This window comes from Actinosynnema sp. NPDC050436 (assembly GCF_040655415.1).
Lineage (GTDB): Bacteria > Actinomycetota > Actinomycetes > Mycobacteriales > Pseudonocardiaceae > Actinosynnema.
This window is the reverse complement of record NZ_JBFAJV010000018.1, coordinates 84931-102010: the sequence shown is the minus strand read 5'-3', so window position 1 is coordinate 102010 and position 17080 is coordinate 84931. Positions and strand designations below refer to the sequence as shown.

The following is a 17080-nucleotide window of genomic DNA, read 5'->3' as shown; positions in this document are numbered from 1 at the left end:
GGCGTTTCCGGTTTCCGGGCCCTGGCTCCGAGCCCTGGCTCCGAGCCCTGGTTCCGAGCCGGTCCGGAACCCGGTTTCGCCGGGCCGGTGTGCCGCTCCCCGGTCCGGCGGCGTTCCGGGCCACCGGGCCGTGGGACGACGACGCCCCGGGGGTGGTGCCCCGGGGCGTCGGTGAGCGCGCGTCAGGGGCGGGGGCGGGGTGGGCGCGGTGCGCCCGGCCTGGTCCACCCGGCGACGCCGGCCCCGTCCAGGTAGGACCGCACGTCGACGCGCGCGCCGACCGCCGGGCGGGGGTCGCCGGGGCAGGTCGAGCTGCTGTCCGGCAGGACGCCGTCGACCAGGTAGCGGTCGACGGCCGCGTTCACGCACCGGTTGCCGCTGCCGTACACGCCGTGCTTGCCCTCGTCCTTCACGGTGACCAGGCTGTGGCCCAGCCGCGACGCCATCGCCGGGCCGCTCTCGTACTGGGTCTGGGTGTCGCCCTCGGCCTGCACCACCACCCCGATCGGGTAGCCGTCGCGGCGCAGCTCCACCGGGGGTTCCGGCGGGGTGAACGAGCGGTACGTGCAGGTGGTCGGGGCCGCGCGGACCACGCCGAAGCCGTACGGGTAGCGGTCGCGGAAGATCCGCATGTCCTCGTAGTAGGTCTCGACGTCGGTCGGCCAGTCGATCTCGCAGACCACCGTGTTGAACACCCCGGAGACCAGCTCGGGCTGCTCGGCGCGGGCCATCTCCTCCAGGGCGGGCACCGACGCGCGGGCCGCCTCGCCCGGGGTGGTGCCCAGCAGCCGGCTCACGTTGTCGGCGAGTTCGGCCCACAGCGGCCGGTAGCGGGTGCCCACGCCGAGGGCGGAGTCGAACGTGGTGCGGGTCTGCTTGGCGGTCGGCTCGGCGGCGAGGCGGGCGGCGATCCGCTCGACGGCGGCCACGACGGCGGTGGCCGACTTGCCCAGGCCGTACTTCTGGTCGCGCGCGGCGGCCCACTCGGCCCACTGGTCGACGTTGCGCCGCAACGCGATCGCCTGCGCGCGGAACTGCCCGCGCCACACCCAGTCCGGGTGGACGGAGGAGTCCAGGACGCTGCGGTCGAGGCGCTCGGGGAACAGGCTGCCGTACACCGCGCCGAGGTAGGTGCCGTAGGAGTAGCCGAGGTAGTTCAGCTTCTCCTCGCCCAGCACCGCGCGGATGACGTCGAGGTCGCGCGCGGTGTTCGGGGTGTTGACGTGCGGCCGGATCGCCCCGCCCGACTCCCGGCACGCGTCCTCGGCGGCCCGCGCCTCGGCGGCCCACTTGGGGAAGTCCGCGTCGGACGGCCGCGAGTCGGGCGTGGCGAACTCGGGCGAGGTGCGGCAGTTCAGCGCGGTCGACGTGCCGACGCCGCGCGGGTCGAACCCGATCAGGTCGTAGACGGCGGCGGGCGCGGACTGGGCGAGCAGCGTCGGCATCTTCAGCCCGGAGCCACCCGGCCCGCCGGGGTTGATCAGCAGGACGCCGCGCCGGGCGGCCCGGTCGGTGGCCTTGCGGCGGCTGATGCGGACCGAGATGTGGTCGGTGGCCGTGTTCCGGTAGTCGAGCGGGACGACGACGTCGGCGCACTCCAGCACGGTCTCGCACGGGGACCAGGTGAGCTGCTGGGTGGTGAACGGGCTGAGGTCGGGGAAGTCGGGGCGGGTGTCGGCGGCGGCGGTGGGGAGTTGGACGGACAGTGCAGTGGCGATGGCCAATCCGGCTGACACGTGCCTGCGCACGGCGTACCTCCCGGGTGGTGGCTGGTGGCCACCCGAAGGTAGGGCGGTTGGCGGGGGGCGTCAGGTTGTGTCACTCGTTGGTGTGGGCCGGTGCCGGCGCCGCGCGGTGGTGGGCGGGAGCGGCGGCGCAGCCCGGTTCCGGCCGGGCAGCGGGCGTCGGCGCGGCGCGCGGCACCGGGTGCCCGTCCGGTGGGCGGGTGGGTGCGGCGGTGGTGCACGGGTGGTGGTCGGCGGGGGTGGGCGTGGGAGCGCGTGCGATCGTGGTGGCATGAGCGGGTCTGACGAGGTGGTGCCGGCGCTGTCTCGGGAGACGTTGCGGACCCTGCAACGGGCGTCCGGGGACCTCGCGGGTGCCAGCGTGGCCGAGATGGAGGCGCGGCTGCCCTGGTTCCGGCGGATGCCGGCCGACCAGCGGGCCGGGGTGCTGCTGCTGATCCAGAACGGGGTGGCCGGGTTCGTGTCCTGGCTGCACGACCCGCAGCAGGCGATCCGGCTGACCGCCGAGGCGTTCCGGTCCGCGCCCAAGGACCTGTCCCGCTGGGTGAGCCTGCGGCAGACCGTCGAGCTGGTCCGGATCGCCCTGGAGCTGTTCGAGCAGCTGCTGCCGAAGCTGGCCGACGGCGACGCCGAGCGGGCGCTGCTGACCGAGGGCGTGCTGCGCTACGGCCGGGAGATCGCGTTCTCGGCCGCCACCTCCTACGCGGCGGCGGCCGAGGCCCGGGGTGCCTGGGACGCCCGGCTGGAAGCGCTCGTCGTGGACGGGATCGTGCGCGGGGACGCCGAGGAGTCGCTGCTCTCCCGCGCCACCGCGCTGGGCTGGGACCCGGCCGCCGAGGCGACCGTCCTGGTGGGCAACCCGCCGTCCGACGACCCGCCCGCCGTCGTGTTCGAGGTGCGCAGCCGGGCGGCCCGGATGTCGCGGCCGGTCCTGCTCAGCGTGCAGGGGTCGCGGCTGGTCGTGGTGCTCGGCGGGGAGACCGGGACCGGTGACGCGCTGGCCCGGCTCGCCGAGGCGTTCGGGGCGGGCGCGGTGGTGGCCGGGCCGTCGGTGTCGAGCCTGGCCGAGGCCCACCGCAGCGCCAGCGACGCGCTGTCCGGGCTGCGGGCGGTCGTCGGGTGGCCGGCGGCACCCCGGCCGGTCCGGTCGCTGGACCTGCTGCCGGAGCGGGCGCTGGCGGGCGACCCCGAGGCCGAGTGGCAGCTCGTGGACCGGGTGGCCCGGCCGCTGGAGGACGCGGGCGGCGCTCTGCTGGAGACGGTGGACGCGTTCCTGGAAGTCGGGGGCGTGCTGGAAGCCTGCGCGCGGCGGCTGTTCGTGCACCCGAACACCGTCCGCTACCGGTTGCGCCGGGCCACCGAGCTAACCGGGAGGAACGCCACCGACCCGCGTGACGCGCTGGTGCTGCGCGTCGCCCTGGCCGTGGGGCGGCTGGCGCGGGCTCGCGGGTTGTGGTGACACCCGGAGGGGTGTGATGCAGGACGCACGTCCCGGGTCGTCCCGGATCGGCCGCCCTCCACAACACGGGACGTCGTTCGACGTTCATCTTTGAGTCACGTTTGTGGGGACCCTACAAACGTGGACCCGTCGTTTCGTCAGCGGCGGCATCCCGGGAGACCGCCGAAAACGTGTTCAGTGGTCGGGTGATCGCGCTCCTCGCCCCCGGACAGGGGTCCCAGACGCCCGGCATGTTCACCCCCTGGCTCGACGTCGAGGGGGCCGCCGGGCGCATCGCGGCGTGGACCGAGGCCACCGGGCTGGACCTGCTCCGGCTGGGCACCACCGCCGAGGCCGAGGAGATCAAGGACACCGCCGTCACCCAGCCGCTGGTCGTGGCGCTGGCGCTGCTCGCGTTCGAGGAGCTGCGCCGTCGGGTGGAGCTGCCGCCGGGCACGGTGGTCGGCGGTCACTCGGTCGGCGAGCTGGCCGCCGCGGCCATCGCGGGCGTGCTGAGCACCGACGACGCCGTGGCGCTGGCCGCCGTGCGGGGGGCCGAGATGGCCGCCGCGTGCGCGCTCGCGCCGACCGGCATGGCCGCCGTGCTCGGCGGCGAGCAGGACGAGGTGCTGGCCCGGCTCGACGAGCTGGGCCTGGTCGGCGCGAACCGCAACGGCGCGGGGCAGGTCGTGGCGGCCGGGCCGCTGGACGCGCTGGACAAGCTGGTCGAGAACCCCCCGGAGCGGGCGAAGATCCGCAAGCTCCAGGTCGCGGGTGCCTTCCACACCGAGTACATGGCGCCCGCCGAGGAGGCGCTGCGCGCACGCGCCGCCACGATCTCCGTGGCCGACCCGGTGCTGCCGCTGCTCTCCAACGCCGACGGGGCCGTGGTGACCTCCGGAACCGACGTGCTGAACCGACTCATCTCCCAGGTGACCCGCCCCGTGCGGTGGGACTCCTGCCAGGCGACGCTGGGCGAGCGGGCCGTGACCGCGGTGGCCGAACTGCCACCCGCGGGCACGCTGACCGGCCTGGCGAAGCGCGAACTGAAGGGCACCCCCACGTTGGCAGTCAAGACCCCGGCCCAGCTCGACGCGCTGGTGGAGCTGCTGGAGGCATCCGCATGACCTCCATCGCCACCCGAACCGGGCCCGCCGGGACCCGGATCCTCGGCCTGGGCAGCTACCAGCCCGAGACGATCGTCAGCAACCACGACCTCGCGCAGACCATGGACACCTCCGACGAGTGGATCCGGGACCGCGTGGGGATCGCCAACCGGCGCTTCGCCAAGCCCGACGAGCGCCTGGTCGACATGGCGGTCGCCGCCGGCGCGAAGGCGATCACCGACTCCGGCCTGGACCCCGCCGACATCGGGGCCGTGCTGGTGGCGACCTGCACCATGCCGTCGATGATCCCGAACGCCGCCGCCCAAGTCGCGCACGCGCTGGGCGTCCCGGCCGGTGCCGCGTTCGACGTCAACGCCGCCTGCGCGGGCTTCTGCTACGCGCTGGCGACGGCGTCGGACCTGGTCCGCGCGGGCACCGCGCAGCACGTGCTGGTGATCGGCGCGGAGAAGCTCACCGACTGGGTGAACCCGGTCGACCGGTCCACCGCCATCATCTTCGGCGACGGGGCCGGCGCGGCGGTCGTCGGACCGGCCGACGAGCCCGGCATCGGGCCGGTCGCGTGGGGCAGCGCCGGCGACCTGGCGGAGATGATCCAGGTGCCCGACCGGAACTCGTTCATCTTCCAGGAGGGCCAGTCGGTCTTCCGCTGGGCCACCACGCAGATCGCGCCCATCGCCCTGCGGGCGGTCGAGCTGGCCGGAATCGAGCTGTCCGAAGTGGACGTGTTCGTGCCGCACCAGGCGAACCTGCGGATCATCGAGGCGATCGCCAAGCGCTTGCGCGCCAAGGGTGCGCGTGAGGACCTCGTGGTCGCGCGTGACATCGTGGACTCCGGCAACACCTCGTCGGCCTCGGTCCCGCTCGCGCTCGACCACATGCGCGCGGCGGGCGAGTTCCGCTCCGGGGACGTCGCCCTGCTCGTCGGCTTCGGTGCCGGCCTGTCCTACGCGGGACAGGTCGTCCGACTGCCGTGACCCGACACCAGACTCCGGTGGGACAGCCCAGCCGGCGGATGCAAGAAGAAGGAAGGGATTTTCAGTGAGCAACGAGGACATCCAGAAGGGGCTCGCCGCCATCGTCGAGGAGGTCGCCGGTGTCGAGGCGGCCGACGTGACGGTCGACAAGTCCTTTGTGGACGACCTGGACATCGACTCGCTGTCCATGGTGGAGATCGCCGTGCAGGCCGAGGACAAGTTCGGCGTGAAGATCCCGGACGACGAGCTGGCCAACCTCAAGACCGTGGGCGATGCGGTGAACTACATCGCCAGCAACGCATGACCACTTCCAACGACGTCGTCGTCACCGGGCTGGGTGCCACCACCCCGCTCGGTGGCGACGCCGCCTCCACCTGGGATGCTCTGCTCGCCGGCCGCAGCGGTGTCAAGCCGCTGGTCACGGACTGGGTGGAGCGGTTCGAGCTGCCGGTGCGGATCGCCGCGCGGCTGGCCGTCGAACCGACCGAGGTCCTGCCGCGCGTCGAGGCGCGGCGCCTGGACCGCTGCGAGCAGGTCGCGGTGGTGGCCGCCCGCCAGGCGTGGGCGGACGCCGGGCTGGGTGAGGACGGCGTCGAGCGCGAGCGGCTCGGCGTGATCATCGGCACCGGCATCGGCGGCGCGATGACGCTGCTGGAGCAGGACGACCTGATCGAGAGCTCGGGCCTGCGCAAGGTGTCGCCGCTGACCGTGCCCATGCTCATGCCCAACGGCCCGGCCGCGCACGTCGGCCTGGACCTGAAGGCGCGGGCCGGGGTGCACGCGCCGGTCTCGGCGTGCGCGTCCGGCGCGGAGGCCCTGGCCTGGGCGTGGCGGATGCTGCGGGCCGGCGAGGCCGACGTGGTCGTGGCGGGCGGCGCGGAGGCGTGCATCACCACGATCACCATGGCGGGCTTCGTCCAGGCCCGGACCATGAGCACCCGCAACGACGACCCGGAGCGGGCCTCGCGCCCCTTCGACGTCAACCGGGACGGCTTCGTGCTCGGCGAGGGCGCCGGCATCCTGGTGCTGGAGCGCGGCGACTTCGCCCGCGCCCGGGGCGCCCGGATCTACGGCACGCTGGCCGGCATGGGCACCAGCTCGGACGGCCACCACATCACGGCGGCCGACCCGGAGGGCCTCGGCCAGTCCCGGGCGATCGCCACGGCGCTGCGCAACGCCGACGTGTCCCCGTCCGACGTGGGGCACGTCAACTGCCACGCCACGTCCACCCAGGTGGGCGACGTGATCGAGCCGCAGGCGGTGCGCCGGGCGATCGGCGACCACCCGCTGCTGACCGCGCCGAAGGGCAACCACGGCCACCTGCTCGGCGCGTCCGGCGCGGTGGAGGCGATCACCACGCTGCTCTCGGTGCGCGACGGCGTGGTGCCGCCGACGCTGAACCTGGACAACCAGGACCCGAAGGTGCAGCTGGAGGTGGTCACCGGCGAGCCGCGCAAGGTCGACCTCGTCGCGGCGGTGAACAACTCGTTCGGGTTCGGCGGGCACAACGTGTCGCTGGTGTTCACCAACGGCTGAGCCCGGTGTCGCGCGTGTGAAGGGTCGTTCCCCGGCGGAGCGGCCCTTTTCCGCGTCAGCAGGCGGTTGACTGGGAGGTGGAGCCCTCGGTGCCGAAGTCGACCCGCAGCGAGCCCGCGTCCTCCTGCACCGGGTAGACGACCCGCCAGCGGATGCAGTCGGCCTGGAGGTCGGCGGGAGCCTTGGCGAGGGACTGGGTGCTGACGAACGTCATCAGCACGCGCAGCCGGGTCGGTGACACGGTCTCCACGCGGTGCACCAGGATGGTCCCGTTGCGGGTGGTCTCGTAGTCGGACTCCCAGCGGGCGCGCGGGGTGCGGGCGACGCGCTCGCCGGTGACGGCGGTGGCCCACTGGTCGTAGTCGCCCGCGTTGATGGCGTCGAAGTAGCGCTGGAGCAGGTCGCGGACGCGCTCGCCGTCGGGGTGCAGGGCGGCGTCCGGGCTGCGCTGCACGGTGGTGCCGCCGGGCTGGGCGGAACGCGGCACGGGGGACGAGTCGGACGGCAGCGCGATGCGATCGCCGGCCGCCTGGGCGGGCCGCTGGTAGAGGTCCCGGGCCAGCACGCCGGTGGCGGCGGTCAGCGCGGCGACCACCAGCACCACGGGCAGCAGCAACCGGGACGGCACACCGATCAGCGTGCCATATGCGGCCGAACGCGCGCTTGACCACCCGATCGGCTCAGCGGCAACCCCGATCCGTACGGTCCGGGCCGCCCGCGACGAGGGTCCGCAATTGCCCAAACCCGAATTTCGGACCACTTTCCGCACCCGCTCGGACGAGCCGGTCACCCAACGGCCGAACAACGCCCCGAGAGGACCAGACCACCACGGCCGGTGACCGGATCCGCAGAACAGCGGAAATACAGCCGATTTCGCAGGCCGCCCCCACGGGAGAACGGGAACGATCGCGTGCCGTTTAGCGCCGCTCCCCCAAGGACCCCCTATAGAGCAGCGCCAAACCTGGCGTCCGGGTGATCCTGCTGCATCCGAGACAACGCAAAGTGTCGCTGCGCGCAGTGCGGACCGGCACGAACGGCCCAGTCGGCTCCCCGATCTGGCGGATTGGCTCCCACCGGCCGCCCGTGCGGGAATACACCGGTCGCGCAAATTAACAGGAGGCGAATTCCCGTGGATCTCCGCTATGAGGCTTACTGCTTCGCGGACCGTCTGTTCTACGACGTGCAGAGTTCCACGGAAACCGCTGCCGACGATTTCTCGCAGGTGCTCCCGGAGCTGCCGGCGGACTGGGCCCAGGTCGATCTCACGATCTGGCGCTACCTCCAGCCGACCGGTGCGGCCCTGCCCCGCCAGGGCTGGAAGATCCACGTCTCGGCGACCGTCCGCGACGCGGGCGAGGTGCTCCTGACCTGCTACGAGCACCTGGTCGCGCGGCGCATCCCGTTCAAGTACCTGCGCACCCGGTCGATCGTGCTGGCGCGGAACTCGAAATACGCGCCGCGCGAGGCGAGCGGCAAGCTGATCACCATCTACCCGGCCGACGAGGCGCAGTTGGAAACGATCCTGCGCGAGCTGGACGAACTGCTCCACGGGCGGCCCGGCGCGTACATCCTGAGCGATTTGCGGTACGGCGCGGGCCCGTTGTTCGTCCGTTACGGCGGTTTTGTCGAGCAGTGGTTGGAGGTCGACGGCAAACGCGTGCTGGCGATCGAGGGCGCGTCCGGCGAACTGGTCCCCGACCAGCGCAAGCCGACGTTCTGGGTGCCCGACTGGGTGACCCTGCCGCGCTGCCTGGAAGATCACCTGGCGGCGCGCAAGGCCGGTGACGCGGACGCGTTCCCCTTCCGGGTGACGCAATCGCTGCACTTCTCCAACGGCGGCGGCGTGTACCGCGCGACCCGCAAGTCCGACGGCGCCGAGGTGGTGCTCAAGGAGGCACGGCCGCACGCGGGCCTGGACCGGGAGAACGTGGATGCCGTCGCCCGGCTGCGCCGCGAGCACGACATCCTCGGCGTGGTGTCCGGCGTGCCCGGCGTGCCGACCGCCCACGAGCGGTTCTCGGCGTGGGAGCACGAGTTCTTCGCCATGGACCCGGTGCCCGGCCGCCCGATCGGGCAGTGGCTGGGGCAGAACTACCCGCTGACCCACCACGAGGTCGGCGACCTCGGCGGGTACACCGCGCGCGCCCTGGCGATCATCGCGCAGGTCGAGCGGATCGTGGCCGACGTGCACGCGCGGGGCGTGGTGTTCGGCGACCTGCACCCGTTGAACGTGCTCGTGGACGACGACGACTCGGTGTCGCTGATCGACTTCGAGCTCGCGTTCCGGGTCGAGGAGGACCGCCGCCCCACGCTCGGCTCCCCCGGCTTCCAGGCCCCGCCCGACCGGTCCGGGTTCGAGATCGACGAGTACGCGCTCGCCGCGCTGCGGCTGTACGTGTTCCTGCCGCTCAACGCGGTGGTCGAGCTGTCGCCGGCCAGGCTGCCCCACCACGTGGACTTCATCCGCCGCCGGTTCGACCTGCCCGCCGAGTACTGCGACCGGATCGTCGAGGTGCTCACGCCGCGCGTCGACCCGCCGGCGGTGGTGTCGACCGCGCTGGACGAGCCGGTGCCGGACTGGGCGGTGGTGCGCAAGTCCATCGCCGCGGCGATCCTGGCCAGCGCCACGCCCCACCGCCACGACCGCCTGTTCCCCGGCGACGTGGAGCAGTTCGAGGTGGGCGGGGCGTGCTTCGCCCACGGCGCGGCGGGCGTGCTGCACGCGCTCGACGTCGCGGGCGAGGGCCGCTTCCCGGAGCACGAGCGCTGGCTGCTGGACTCGCTGCGCCGCGACCCGCCGAAGGAGCCCGGGTTCTACACCGGGGCGCACGGCATCGCCCACGTGCTGGAGAACTTCGGCCACCACGACGTGGCCGGCGAGCTGGTCGACGCGTACGCCGAACTGCTGCCCGGCACGAAGGACCACGGCCTCAACGCCGGCCTGTCCGGCGTGGCGCTGAACCTGCTGCACTTCGCGCGGACCCGCGACGACGAGTCGTACGCCGACCGGGCGCTGGAGCTGGGCGACCGGCTGGTCGGGATGCTCGCGGACGCGCCGCCGCCCGGCGACAAGGCCCGCGCGGGCCTGCTGCACGGCTGGTCCGGCCCGGCGCTGCTGTTCACCCGGCTGCACGAGCTGACCGGTGACCAGCGGTGGCTCGACCACGCCGAACGCGCGCTGGAGCGCGACCTCGCGGAGTGCATGACCGCGCTGGACGGCTCGACCCAGGTCCGCGACGGCACCCTGCGCACGCTGCCCTACGTGGGCATCGGCAGCGCCGGGATCGCGCTGGCGCTCGACGAGTTCGCCCGGGTCGCCCCGGACGCCGCGTGCTCGGCCAGGCTGCCCGAACTGGTCTCCGGGCTCACCTCGGAGTTCGTCATCCAGCCCGCGCTCGTGCTCGGCCGGGCGGGCCTGCTGGCCACGCTCGTCCAGGCGGGCGGCGCACGCGACGCGATCGACCGGCACCTGGCGGCGCTCGCCTGGCACGCCGTGCCCTACCAGGGCGGGTTGGCGTTCCCGGGCGTCCAGCTCCGCCGGCTGTCCATGGACCTGAACACCGGTGGCGCGGGCGTGCTGCTCGCGCTCGCCGCCGCGCTGGACGGCGTGCCCGCGCTGCCGTTCCTCAGAGCCCCGGCCCCGACGGGCCGGTTGCAGTAACCCGTTTCCCCCACAGTTCCACCCGACGATCCCAAGGAGTCGACATGGAGTTCATCCTCGACCTGCAGGACATGGACACCCCCGAGGTGCAGTCCAACGCGATGGCGAGCGGCGGCAGCAGCGGCGGCGGCGGTGGCAGCACCACCGCGTCGAGCGTCTCCCTGCTGCTCCCGTGCAGCCACTCCTCCGCGAGCCTGCTGCTCTGCTGACCTCGCCCGAGGACGAGGACGGGGTGAGCGGCGCAGGCGAAGTGCGCCGCTCACCCGGTCCGACGAGGGCCCGGCGGCGGTCCCCCGGTTCACAGCCGGGTGGCCGGCCCCGGGCCCTCACCCATGATGCGCCCCGCCTCGACCGCCTGGAGCACCGATGCTGTTGAGAACGGTCGCACTGCGCGACCCGCGCTGGCTGCTGCTGGCCCTCAACGCCCTGCTGGCCACCACCGCCGGGCTGCTGCTGCCGACCGCGCTCGCAGGCGCGGTGGACATGGCGCTGGGCGGCCGGCTCGACGCCGCGACCGTGCTGTACCTGGTCGGGCTGGTGGGCGTCGAGGTGGTGGGCGACGCGGTCGGCGTGGTGCTGGCGGCGTCGATCGCCGCGCGCGGCACGGCGTTCCTGCGCCGCACGCTGATCGGCCGGCTGGTCGAGCTGGGGCACCCCGGCCGGTTCGAGGCCGGCGACGCGGTGAGCCGGCTGACCGGGGACGCCGCGATCGCGGGCAACGTCGCGGTCCTGCTGGTCAACCTCGGGATCACCGCGCTGACGGCGGGCGGCGCGGTGGTGGCGCTGGTGCTGCTGGACTGGCGGCTCGCGGTCGTGTTCCTGCTCAGCGTGCCGCTGGCGCTGCTGCTGGTGCGCTCGCACCTCCGGCTGACCGCCGACGACGTGGCCACCTACCAGGAGGTCTCCGGCGAGCTGTCGGCGCGGCTGCTGGACGCCGTCGGCGGCCTGCGCACGATCGCCGCGTCCGGCCGGGCCGACCAGGAGGCGGACCGCGTGCTGCGCCCGCTGCCCCGGCTCGCCTCGGCGGGCGTGGGCATGTGGCGCACCCAGGCGAAGATGATCTGGCGGGCCGGCCTGCTGCTGCCCGTCGTGGAGCTGGCGGTGCTGACCGCCGCCGGGTTCGGCGTGGTGGCCGGGCGGCTGAGCGTCGGCGACGTGCTGGCCGCGCTGGCCTACGCGGGGCTCGGCCTGACCGTCGTCGGCCAGGCGACCGTGCTCACCGCCGTGCAGCGGGCGCGCGCGGCGGCCGTGCGGATCGACGAGGTGCTCGACGCGCCGGGCGCCGCTGCGGGCACCCCCGGCTACGCGCCGCCGGGCTCGGTGGAGCTGCGCGGGGTGTGCGTGCCGGACGCGCTGCACGACGTGGACCTGCTGGTCCCCGCCGGCGCGTTCCTGGCCGTGGTCGGCCGTTCCGGGTCGGGCAAGTCGGCGCTCGCGGCGGTGATCGGCGGGCTGACCGCGCCGTCGTCCGGGCAGGTCGCGCGCGGCGGGTCCGTGGGCTACGCGTTCGAGCGGCCCGCGCTGCTCGGCGCGACCGTCGCGGACACCGTCTCCTACGGCACGCACCTCGGCCGCGACGAGGTCGAGCGGGCGTGCCGGGCGGTGCGGGTGCACGACGTCGTCGTGCGGCTGCCCGAGGGCTACGACACGCCGATGGCGGACACCCCGCTGTCCGGCGGCGAGGCGCAACGGCTCGGCCTGGCGCGCGCGGTCGTCCGCGACCCGCAGGTGCTGGTGCTGGACGACGCGACGGCCAGCCTGGACACCGTGACCGAGACCGCCGTGGAGCGCGCGGTGGCCTCGGCGCTGCCGGGCCGGACCCGGGTGGTGGTGACGCACCGGGCCGCGACCGCGCGCCGGGCGGACGCCGTGGTGTGGCTGGAAGAGGGGCGGGTGCGCGCGCTGGCGTCGCACGCGTCGCTGTGGGAGGACGCGGACTACCGGGCGGTGTTCGGCTGATGGGACCTTATCTGCGGGCGCTGGCCGGACGGCGGCGCGCGGTGCTGGCGCTGCTGGGCTGGTCGGTGCTGGAAGGCGTGCCGGCCCTGCTGTCCGGCCGGTTGGTGGGGCTGGCCGTGGACCGGGGGTTCGCGGTCGGCGACGTCCGGACCGGCGTGGGCTGGCTGGTGGCGTTCGCGGTGGTCGCCGTGCTCGGCGCGTTCGGGCTGCGGCAGGTGTTCACCCGGCTCGGCGACGTCGTGGAACCGCTGCGCGACGGGCTGGTCACCACGATCGTCCGGGGCGTCCTGCACGACGGCCGGTCGCACCGCAGGCAGCCCGACGCGAGCGCCGTCGCCCGCATCACCCGCCACGTCGAGGTGGTGCGCGACGCCACGGCCGGCCTGCTGATCCAGGCCCGCGCGCTGCTGGTGACGACGGTGGCCGCGCTGGTCGGCCTGGCCACGGCCGTGTCGTCGCTGGCGTGGCTGGTGGTCCTGCCGGTGGTCGCCGCGCTGGTGCTGTTCGGTGCCCTGCTGCCGTCGCTGGCCCGTGGGCAGCGGGCGCTGGTGGTGGCCGACGAGGACGCCGCCGAGGCCGCCGGCACGGTCCTGCTGGGGATGCGGGACGTGGTGGCGACCGGCGGCGGCGACCGGGCGCGCGAGGACGTGGCGCGGCAGGTCGACCGGCAGGCGCGGGCCACCGTGCGGATGGCGTGGGCGTCGTCGCTGCGCGGCGTGGTGATCGCGGTCGGCGGTTTCCTGCCGCTGGTCCTGCTGCTGGTGCTGACGCCCGGCATGGTCGCCGCCGGCACGCTCACCGCCGGCGAGGTGCTCGCGGCCGTGGTGTACCTGAGCACCAGCGTGCAGCCGGCGCTGCGCCGGCTCGCCGACACCACCAGCACGGTGGTGCTGCGGCTCGCGGTGGCGCTGCGCCGGATCGCCGAGGCCGTGCCCGCCGTGCCGCCGCCGGACGGCGACCTGGTGCCGGCCGGCAGCGGGATCGCGCTGCGCGGCGTGACGTTCGGGTGGGGCGAGCACGCCGAGCCGGTGGTGCGCGACCTGGACCTGGACCTCGCGCCCGGCGCGCACCTGGCGGTCGTCGGGCCCAGCGGCATCGGCAAGTCGACGTTGGCCGGCCTGGTCACCGGCCTGGTCGCGCCGCAGGCCGGGACGGTCCTGCTCGGCGGTGCCCCGGTGCGCGAGGTGCGCCCGGCCGAGCGGCACCGGCGGATCGCGCTCGTGCCGCAGGAGACCTACCTGTTCACCGGCACCGTGCGGGAGAACCTGGCGCTGTTCGCACCCGGTGCGGGGGACGACGAGCTGCTCGCGGCGGTGGCGGCGGTGGGCGCGTCCGGCGTCGTGGAGCGGCTGGGCGGGCTGGGCGGGCAGGTCGGCCACGCGGGCGGCAGCCTGTCGACGGGCGAGGCCCAGCTGCTGGCGGTCGCGCGGGTGTACGCGTGCCCGGCGGACGTGGTGGTGCTGGACGAGGCGACCTCCAACCTCGACCCGGCGGCGGAAGCCGTGGTGGAACGGGCCTTCGCGGCCCGGGGCGGCACCCTGGTGGTGATCGCGCACCGGCTGTCCTCGGCGCTGCGGGCCGACCGGGTGCTGGTGATGGACGGCGGCCCGCCGCTGCTCGGCTCGCACGAACACCTGATGACCGGGTCCCCGACCTACGCGGACCTGATGGCGGCCTGGCAACCGGCCCTGGTCCAGCAGGACCGGCCGATCACGGGTGCGCCGCGCGCCTGATCGCGGCAGGCCGAGAGCACGGCGTGATCGCACCCTCACGCCGGGGACCCGACCACGCGGCGGACGGCCGAGAGCCGCGCCGGGCGCACGTTCACCACGGGCTCGACCACGCGGCAGGAGCCAGGCCGTCATGCCGGGCGCGCGGCGGAATCCGCCGCCCGGCACGGGTTGGGATCCCGCGCCGGACTCGCGGCCGGGCACGGGCCGGAACTCGTGCCGGGCTCGCGCGTCCGGCTGCGGGCGCGTTCGTACCCGGTGGGTGCGCCGGCCGCGTCCGGGGACGCGGCCGGATCAGCCGACCCGGTGCAGCCAGGTGACCGGTGCGCCGTCGCCCGCCCTGCGGAACGGCTCCAGGGCGTCGTCCCAGGCCGCGCCCAGGATCTCGTCCACGCCGTGCGCGAACGACTCGCCGCCCCGGCTGCGGGCGGCCAGCGCGCGCAACTGGTCCTCGGACACGACGATGTCGCCGTTGGCGCTGGTCCGGGCGTGCCACAGGCCCAGCACGGGCGCGAAGCAGTAGCGGACGCCGTCGGTGCCGGGGCTCGGGTCCTCGGTGACCTCGAACCTCAGCATCGGCCACGCGCGCAGCGCGGCCACCAGCCGGGCGCCGGTGCCGGCGTCACCGACCCAGTTGCACTCGGCGCGCAACTGGCCCGGAGCGGCGGGCTGCGCCACCCACTTCAGGTCCGCTCGCTCGCCGAGGGTGCCCGAGATCGCCCACTCGACGTGCGGACAGACCGCAGACGGCGACGAGTGGACGTAGACCACGCCACTGGTGCTGCGGGTGCTCACAGCTGACCTCCGCTACTCGACGAGGGACGTCTTCCCCTACGGCCTGTCGAAGCGGACGATCTTGTGAATTCCCGACATGGTCATTCTGCCCGCTGTCGGAGCGGTCCGCCAGAAGAACCAGCACGTTCATCACCCAGGCGAGTCGGATACAGGACTTTCGACCCTGAATTGCGACGTCCGGGGCCGCGAGCGCGATCACACCGTCACATTCCGAGATCAATTCGTCACGCTCGCGTGATCATTCACCGCCGACCCGGACCTGCGGCGCGCGGCCCCCGCTTTCGGCGGCGGCACCGGACCCCGCGCGACGGGACCGCCGATCCACGGGACACGACCACCCCCTGCGGCGCTACCGTGTTCGACCGTGAGGAACGGTGTGATCTTGTGCGGCTGATCCGGCTGGGTGCCGAGCCGACCCTGGTCGGCGTGGACGTCCGGGCCGCGCTGAGCACGTGGGGTGCCGGCGACTCGGTGCTGGGCGGCGTGGCCATGCTCGGCGTGACCCCGCCGGACTGCCCGCGCGCCCTGGACGCGGTGGTCGTGCTGCCGCGCGGGGTGCTCGTGGTGGTCGGCGTCGACCTGCCCGACCCGGCGATGCGGCTGGAGGCGCCGCTGTCCGGGCAGTGGCGGATCGACGGCTGGCCGCTGACCCGCCCGGACGGGGCGACCAACCCCGCCGCCGAGGCGCTGGAAGCCTCCACGGCCGTGGCGCGGCGGATCCAGGACATGCGCGGCGAACCCCTGCCCGTGACGACCGTGGTCGCGGTGGGGCCCTACGTGGCGCAGGTCGTGCAGCCGACCGGTGACCTCAACCGGGGCGTCCGGGTGCTGCACCCCAAGCCGACCACGCTGCTCGCCGCCGCGCGCGAGCTGGCCACCAGCGACCGCCCGTGCTCGGCCGACCACGCCGCCAAGCTGCTCGCCGTGCTCGCGCCCACCGGCACCCCGCCGGACAACCGGCAACTGCGCGCCGAGGGGTTCCCGGACGCGGCGGCCGACCTCGCCTCCGCCAGCACCGTGCTGCTGCCCAGGGTCCCGCCGGCCGCACCCCGGCGCGGGTGGCTGCCGTGGGCGGCGGCGGCCGGTGTCGCGGTGCTGCTGGTGGTCGGGCTGGTCGTTGCGCTGAGCACCGGCGGCTCGTCCGAGGCGACCCCGTCGTCCAGCACCGCACCGCAGCCCACGACGGTCGTCGTGGACGGCCGGAACTTCTCCCCCCGGGGCGCGGACCGGACCGAGGACTGCGCGCAGCACGCGTTCGGCGACGTCCAGGCGTGGCTGGCCGGGCACCTGTGCCTGCAACTGCGGCGGGCCCAGTACGAGACGGCGGTGGACGGCCGCAAGGTCGGCGTCGCGGTGTCCGAGCTGAACCTGCCCGACACCGCCCGCGCCACCGAGCTGCACCGGGTGGCGTCCGCGACCGGCGCGGGAGGCGTGACGGCCCTGGTGAAGGAGGGCCGGACGTGGCCGGGCGGGCCGGCGTCGTTCGACCGGTCCGCGATCAAGGTCGTGACGAAGACCAACCAGGTGCGCATCGCCCAGGTGGTGTGGGCGGAGGGCGACTCCGACCCGGCGGACCCGGCGCTGGCCGCGCTGCTCGACCAGGCCCTGCGCCTGCCCGCGACCCAGTGACCGCCCCCGCCGGCTCCTGACCGGCGCGCTCACCCGGTGCGGTGGGCGACCGGCGCGCGGGGGTCAGCGGCCGGTGCGGGCGAGGCCGACCGCGATCAGCCCGAACGCCACGTGCAGCACGATCGCCAGACCCGCCACCGTGCACAGCATCTCGGTGCCCGGCCGGCCGGTCAGCGCGCCGCAGGAGAACAGCCACCCCGCCACGGCCACCGCGAAACCCAGGCCGAGCAACGCCCTCGGCACGTGCGCCAGGCAGAGCAGCGCGTTCGAGCGGGCGCGCAGCAGGGTGTACCCGACCACGGGGGCGACCAGGAACCCGGGCAGGTGCGCCGCGATCGGCGCGAACTCGGGCCCGCCGGGCGCGAGCGTGGTGCCGATGAGGAAGGCGCACCAGACGACCGCTGCGGTCGCTAGCGCCACGGTTCCTCTGGTCACCTGCGCAGTGTAGTGACGCAGGCCGCTCGACTTCGGCTTTGACGCCCATCG

The 17080-nt window shown here is 74.6% G+C and carries 14 protein-coding genes; 10 read left to right on the top strand and 4 right to left on the bottom strand.

What is annotated here, in order from left to right; all coding sequences use genetic code 11:
* Positions 1 to 182 precede the first annotated feature (182 nt).
* The gene (locus AB0I60_RS32410; protein ID WP_360736629.1) at positions 183 to 1736 is read right to left on the bottom strand and encodes an alpha/beta hydrolase; all 1554 of its coding nucleotides are present in this window, start codon (positions 1734 to 1736) and stop codon (positions 183 to 185) included.
* A gap of 280 nt (positions 1737 to 2016) precedes the next feature.
* Here AB0I60_RS32410 and AB0I60_RS32405 point away from each other — a divergent pair, with 280 nt between their 5' ends.
* The 5 genes from AB0I60_RS32405 (at position 2017) to AB0I60_RS32385 (ending at position 6820) form a co-directional block, all read left to right on the top strand.
* A complete protein-coding gene (locus AB0I60_RS32405; protein ID WP_360736626.1) occupies positions 2017 to 3204 on the top strand; it encodes a helix-turn-helix domain-containing protein in 1188 nt (395 codons plus the stop codon).
* Positions 3205 to 3374: 170 nt separating this feature from the next.
* On the top strand, positions 3375 to 4310 hold the full coding sequence (locus tag AB0I60_RS32400) for an ACP S-malonyltransferase (RefSeq protein WP_360736623.1): 936 nt from the start codon (positions 3375 to 3377) through the stop codon (positions 4308 to 4310).
* On the top strand, positions 4307 to 5284 hold the full coding sequence (locus AB0I60_RS32395; RefSeq protein ID WP_360736620.1) for a beta-ketoacyl-ACP synthase III: 978 nt from the start codon (positions 4307 to 4309) through the stop codon (positions 5282 to 5284). The genes AB0I60_RS32400 and AB0I60_RS32395 overlap by 4 nt, the downstream gene beginning before the upstream one ends.
* Positions 5285 to 5348: 64 nt before the next feature.
* Positions 5349 to 5588, top strand: a complete 240-nt coding sequence (locus AB0I60_RS32390; RefSeq protein ID WP_360736617.1) for an acyl carrier protein — start codon at positions 5349 to 5351, stop codon at positions 5586 to 5588.
* Positions 5585 to 6820 (top strand): beta-ketoacyl-[acyl-carrier-protein] synthase family protein, encoded by a 1236-nt coding sequence (locus tag AB0I60_RS32385; protein WP_360736615.1) that lies wholly within the window; start codon positions 5585 to 5587, stop codon positions 6818 to 6820. Before AB0I60_RS32390 ends, AB0I60_RS32385 begins: the two co-directional genes overlap by 4 nt.
* A gap of 55 nt (positions 6821 to 6875) precedes the next feature.
* Here AB0I60_RS32385 and AB0I60_RS32380 read toward each other — a convergent pair whose 3' ends face one another.
* Positions 6876 to 7448, bottom strand: a complete 573-nt coding sequence (locus AB0I60_RS32380) for a hypothetical protein (RefSeq protein ID WP_360736613.1) — start codon at positions 7446 to 7448, stop codon at positions 6876 to 6878.
* A gap of 501 nt (positions 7449 to 7949) precedes the next feature.
* Between AB0I60_RS32380 and lanKC the strand changes: the two genes are divergently transcribed.
* From lanKC to AB0I60_RS32360, 4 genes are all read left to right on the top strand, one after another.
* On the top strand, positions 7950 to 10481 hold the full coding sequence (gene lanKC, locus AB0I60_RS32375) for a class III lanthionine synthetase LanKC (protein WP_360736610.1): 2532 nt from the start codon (positions 7950 to 7952) through the stop codon (positions 10479 to 10481).
* 44 nt (positions 10482 to 10525) lie between these two features.
* Complete coding sequence (locus AB0I60_RS32370; protein WP_360736607.1) at positions 10526 to 10690, top strand: SapB/AmfS family lanthipeptide; 165 nt, start codon at positions 10526 to 10528, stop codon at positions 10688 to 10690.
* A 157-nt stretch (positions 10691 to 10847) separates the two neighbouring features.
* Positions 10848 to 12440: an ABC transporter ATP-binding protein gene (locus AB0I60_RS32365; RefSeq protein WP_360736605.1), complete on the top strand. Its 1593-nt coding sequence runs from the start codon at positions 10848 to 10850 to the stop codon at positions 12438 to 12440.
* Positions 12440 to 14173 carry an ABC transporter ATP-binding protein gene (locus tag AB0I60_RS32360; protein ID WP_360736603.1) on the top strand — a complete coding sequence of 578 codons (1734 nt, stop codon included), beginning with the start codon at positions 12440 to 12442 and terminating at the stop codon, positions 14171 to 14173. The genes AB0I60_RS32365 and AB0I60_RS32360 overlap by 1 nt, the downstream gene beginning before the upstream one ends.
* Positions 14174 to 14464: 291 nt before the next feature.
* Here the strand turns inward: AB0I60_RS32360 and AB0I60_RS32355 are convergent, their stop codons facing one another.
* A complete protein-coding gene (locus AB0I60_RS32355) occupies positions 14465 to 14965 on the bottom strand; it encodes a DUF3145 domain-containing protein (protein ID WP_360736601.1) in 501 nt (166 codons plus the stop codon).
* Positions 14966 to 15349: 384 nt separating this feature from the next.
* Between AB0I60_RS32355 and AB0I60_RS32350 the strand changes: the two genes are divergently transcribed.
* Positions 15350 to 16594, top strand: coding sequence for a hypothetical protein (locus tag AB0I60_RS32350; RefSeq protein WP_360736598.1), 1245 nt, complete (start codon positions 15350 to 15352; stop codon positions 16592 to 16594).
* Between the two features lie 63 nt (positions 16595 to 16657).
* Here the strand turns inward: AB0I60_RS32350 and AB0I60_RS32345 are convergent, their stop codons facing one another.
* Positions 16658 to 17029 carry a hypothetical protein gene (locus tag AB0I60_RS32345; RefSeq protein ID WP_360736596.1) on the bottom strand — a complete coding sequence of 124 codons (372 nt, stop codon included), beginning with the start codon at positions 17027 to 17029 and terminating at the stop codon, positions 16658 to 16660.
* Positions 17030 to 17080: the final 51 nt, after the last annotated feature.

Coding starts and splice junctions, on each gene's coding strand:
- AB0I60_RS32395 (WP_360736620.1), top strand. CDS start 4,307: ATGACCTCCATCGCCACCCGAACCGGGCCCGCCGGGACCCGGATCCTC.
- AB0I60_RS32385 (WP_360736615.1), top strand. CDS start 5,585: ATGACCACTTCCAACGACGTCGTCGTCACCGGGCTGGGTGCCACCACC.
- AB0I60_RS32370 (WP_360736607.1), top strand. CDS start 10,526: ATGGAGTTCATCCTCGACCTGCAGGACATGGACACCCCCGAGGTGCAG.
- AB0I60_RS32360 (WP_360736603.1), top strand. CDS start 12,440: ATGGGACCTTATCTGCGGGCGCTGGCCGGACGGCGGCGCGCGGTGCTG.
- AB0I60_RS32405 (WP_360736626.1), top strand. CDS start 2,017: ATGAGCGGGTCTGACGAGGTGGTGCCGGCGCTGTCTCGGGAGACGTTG.
- AB0I60_RS32365 (WP_360736605.1), top strand. CDS start 10,848: ATGCTGTTGAGAACGGTCGCACTGCGCGACCCGCGCTGGCTGCTGCTG.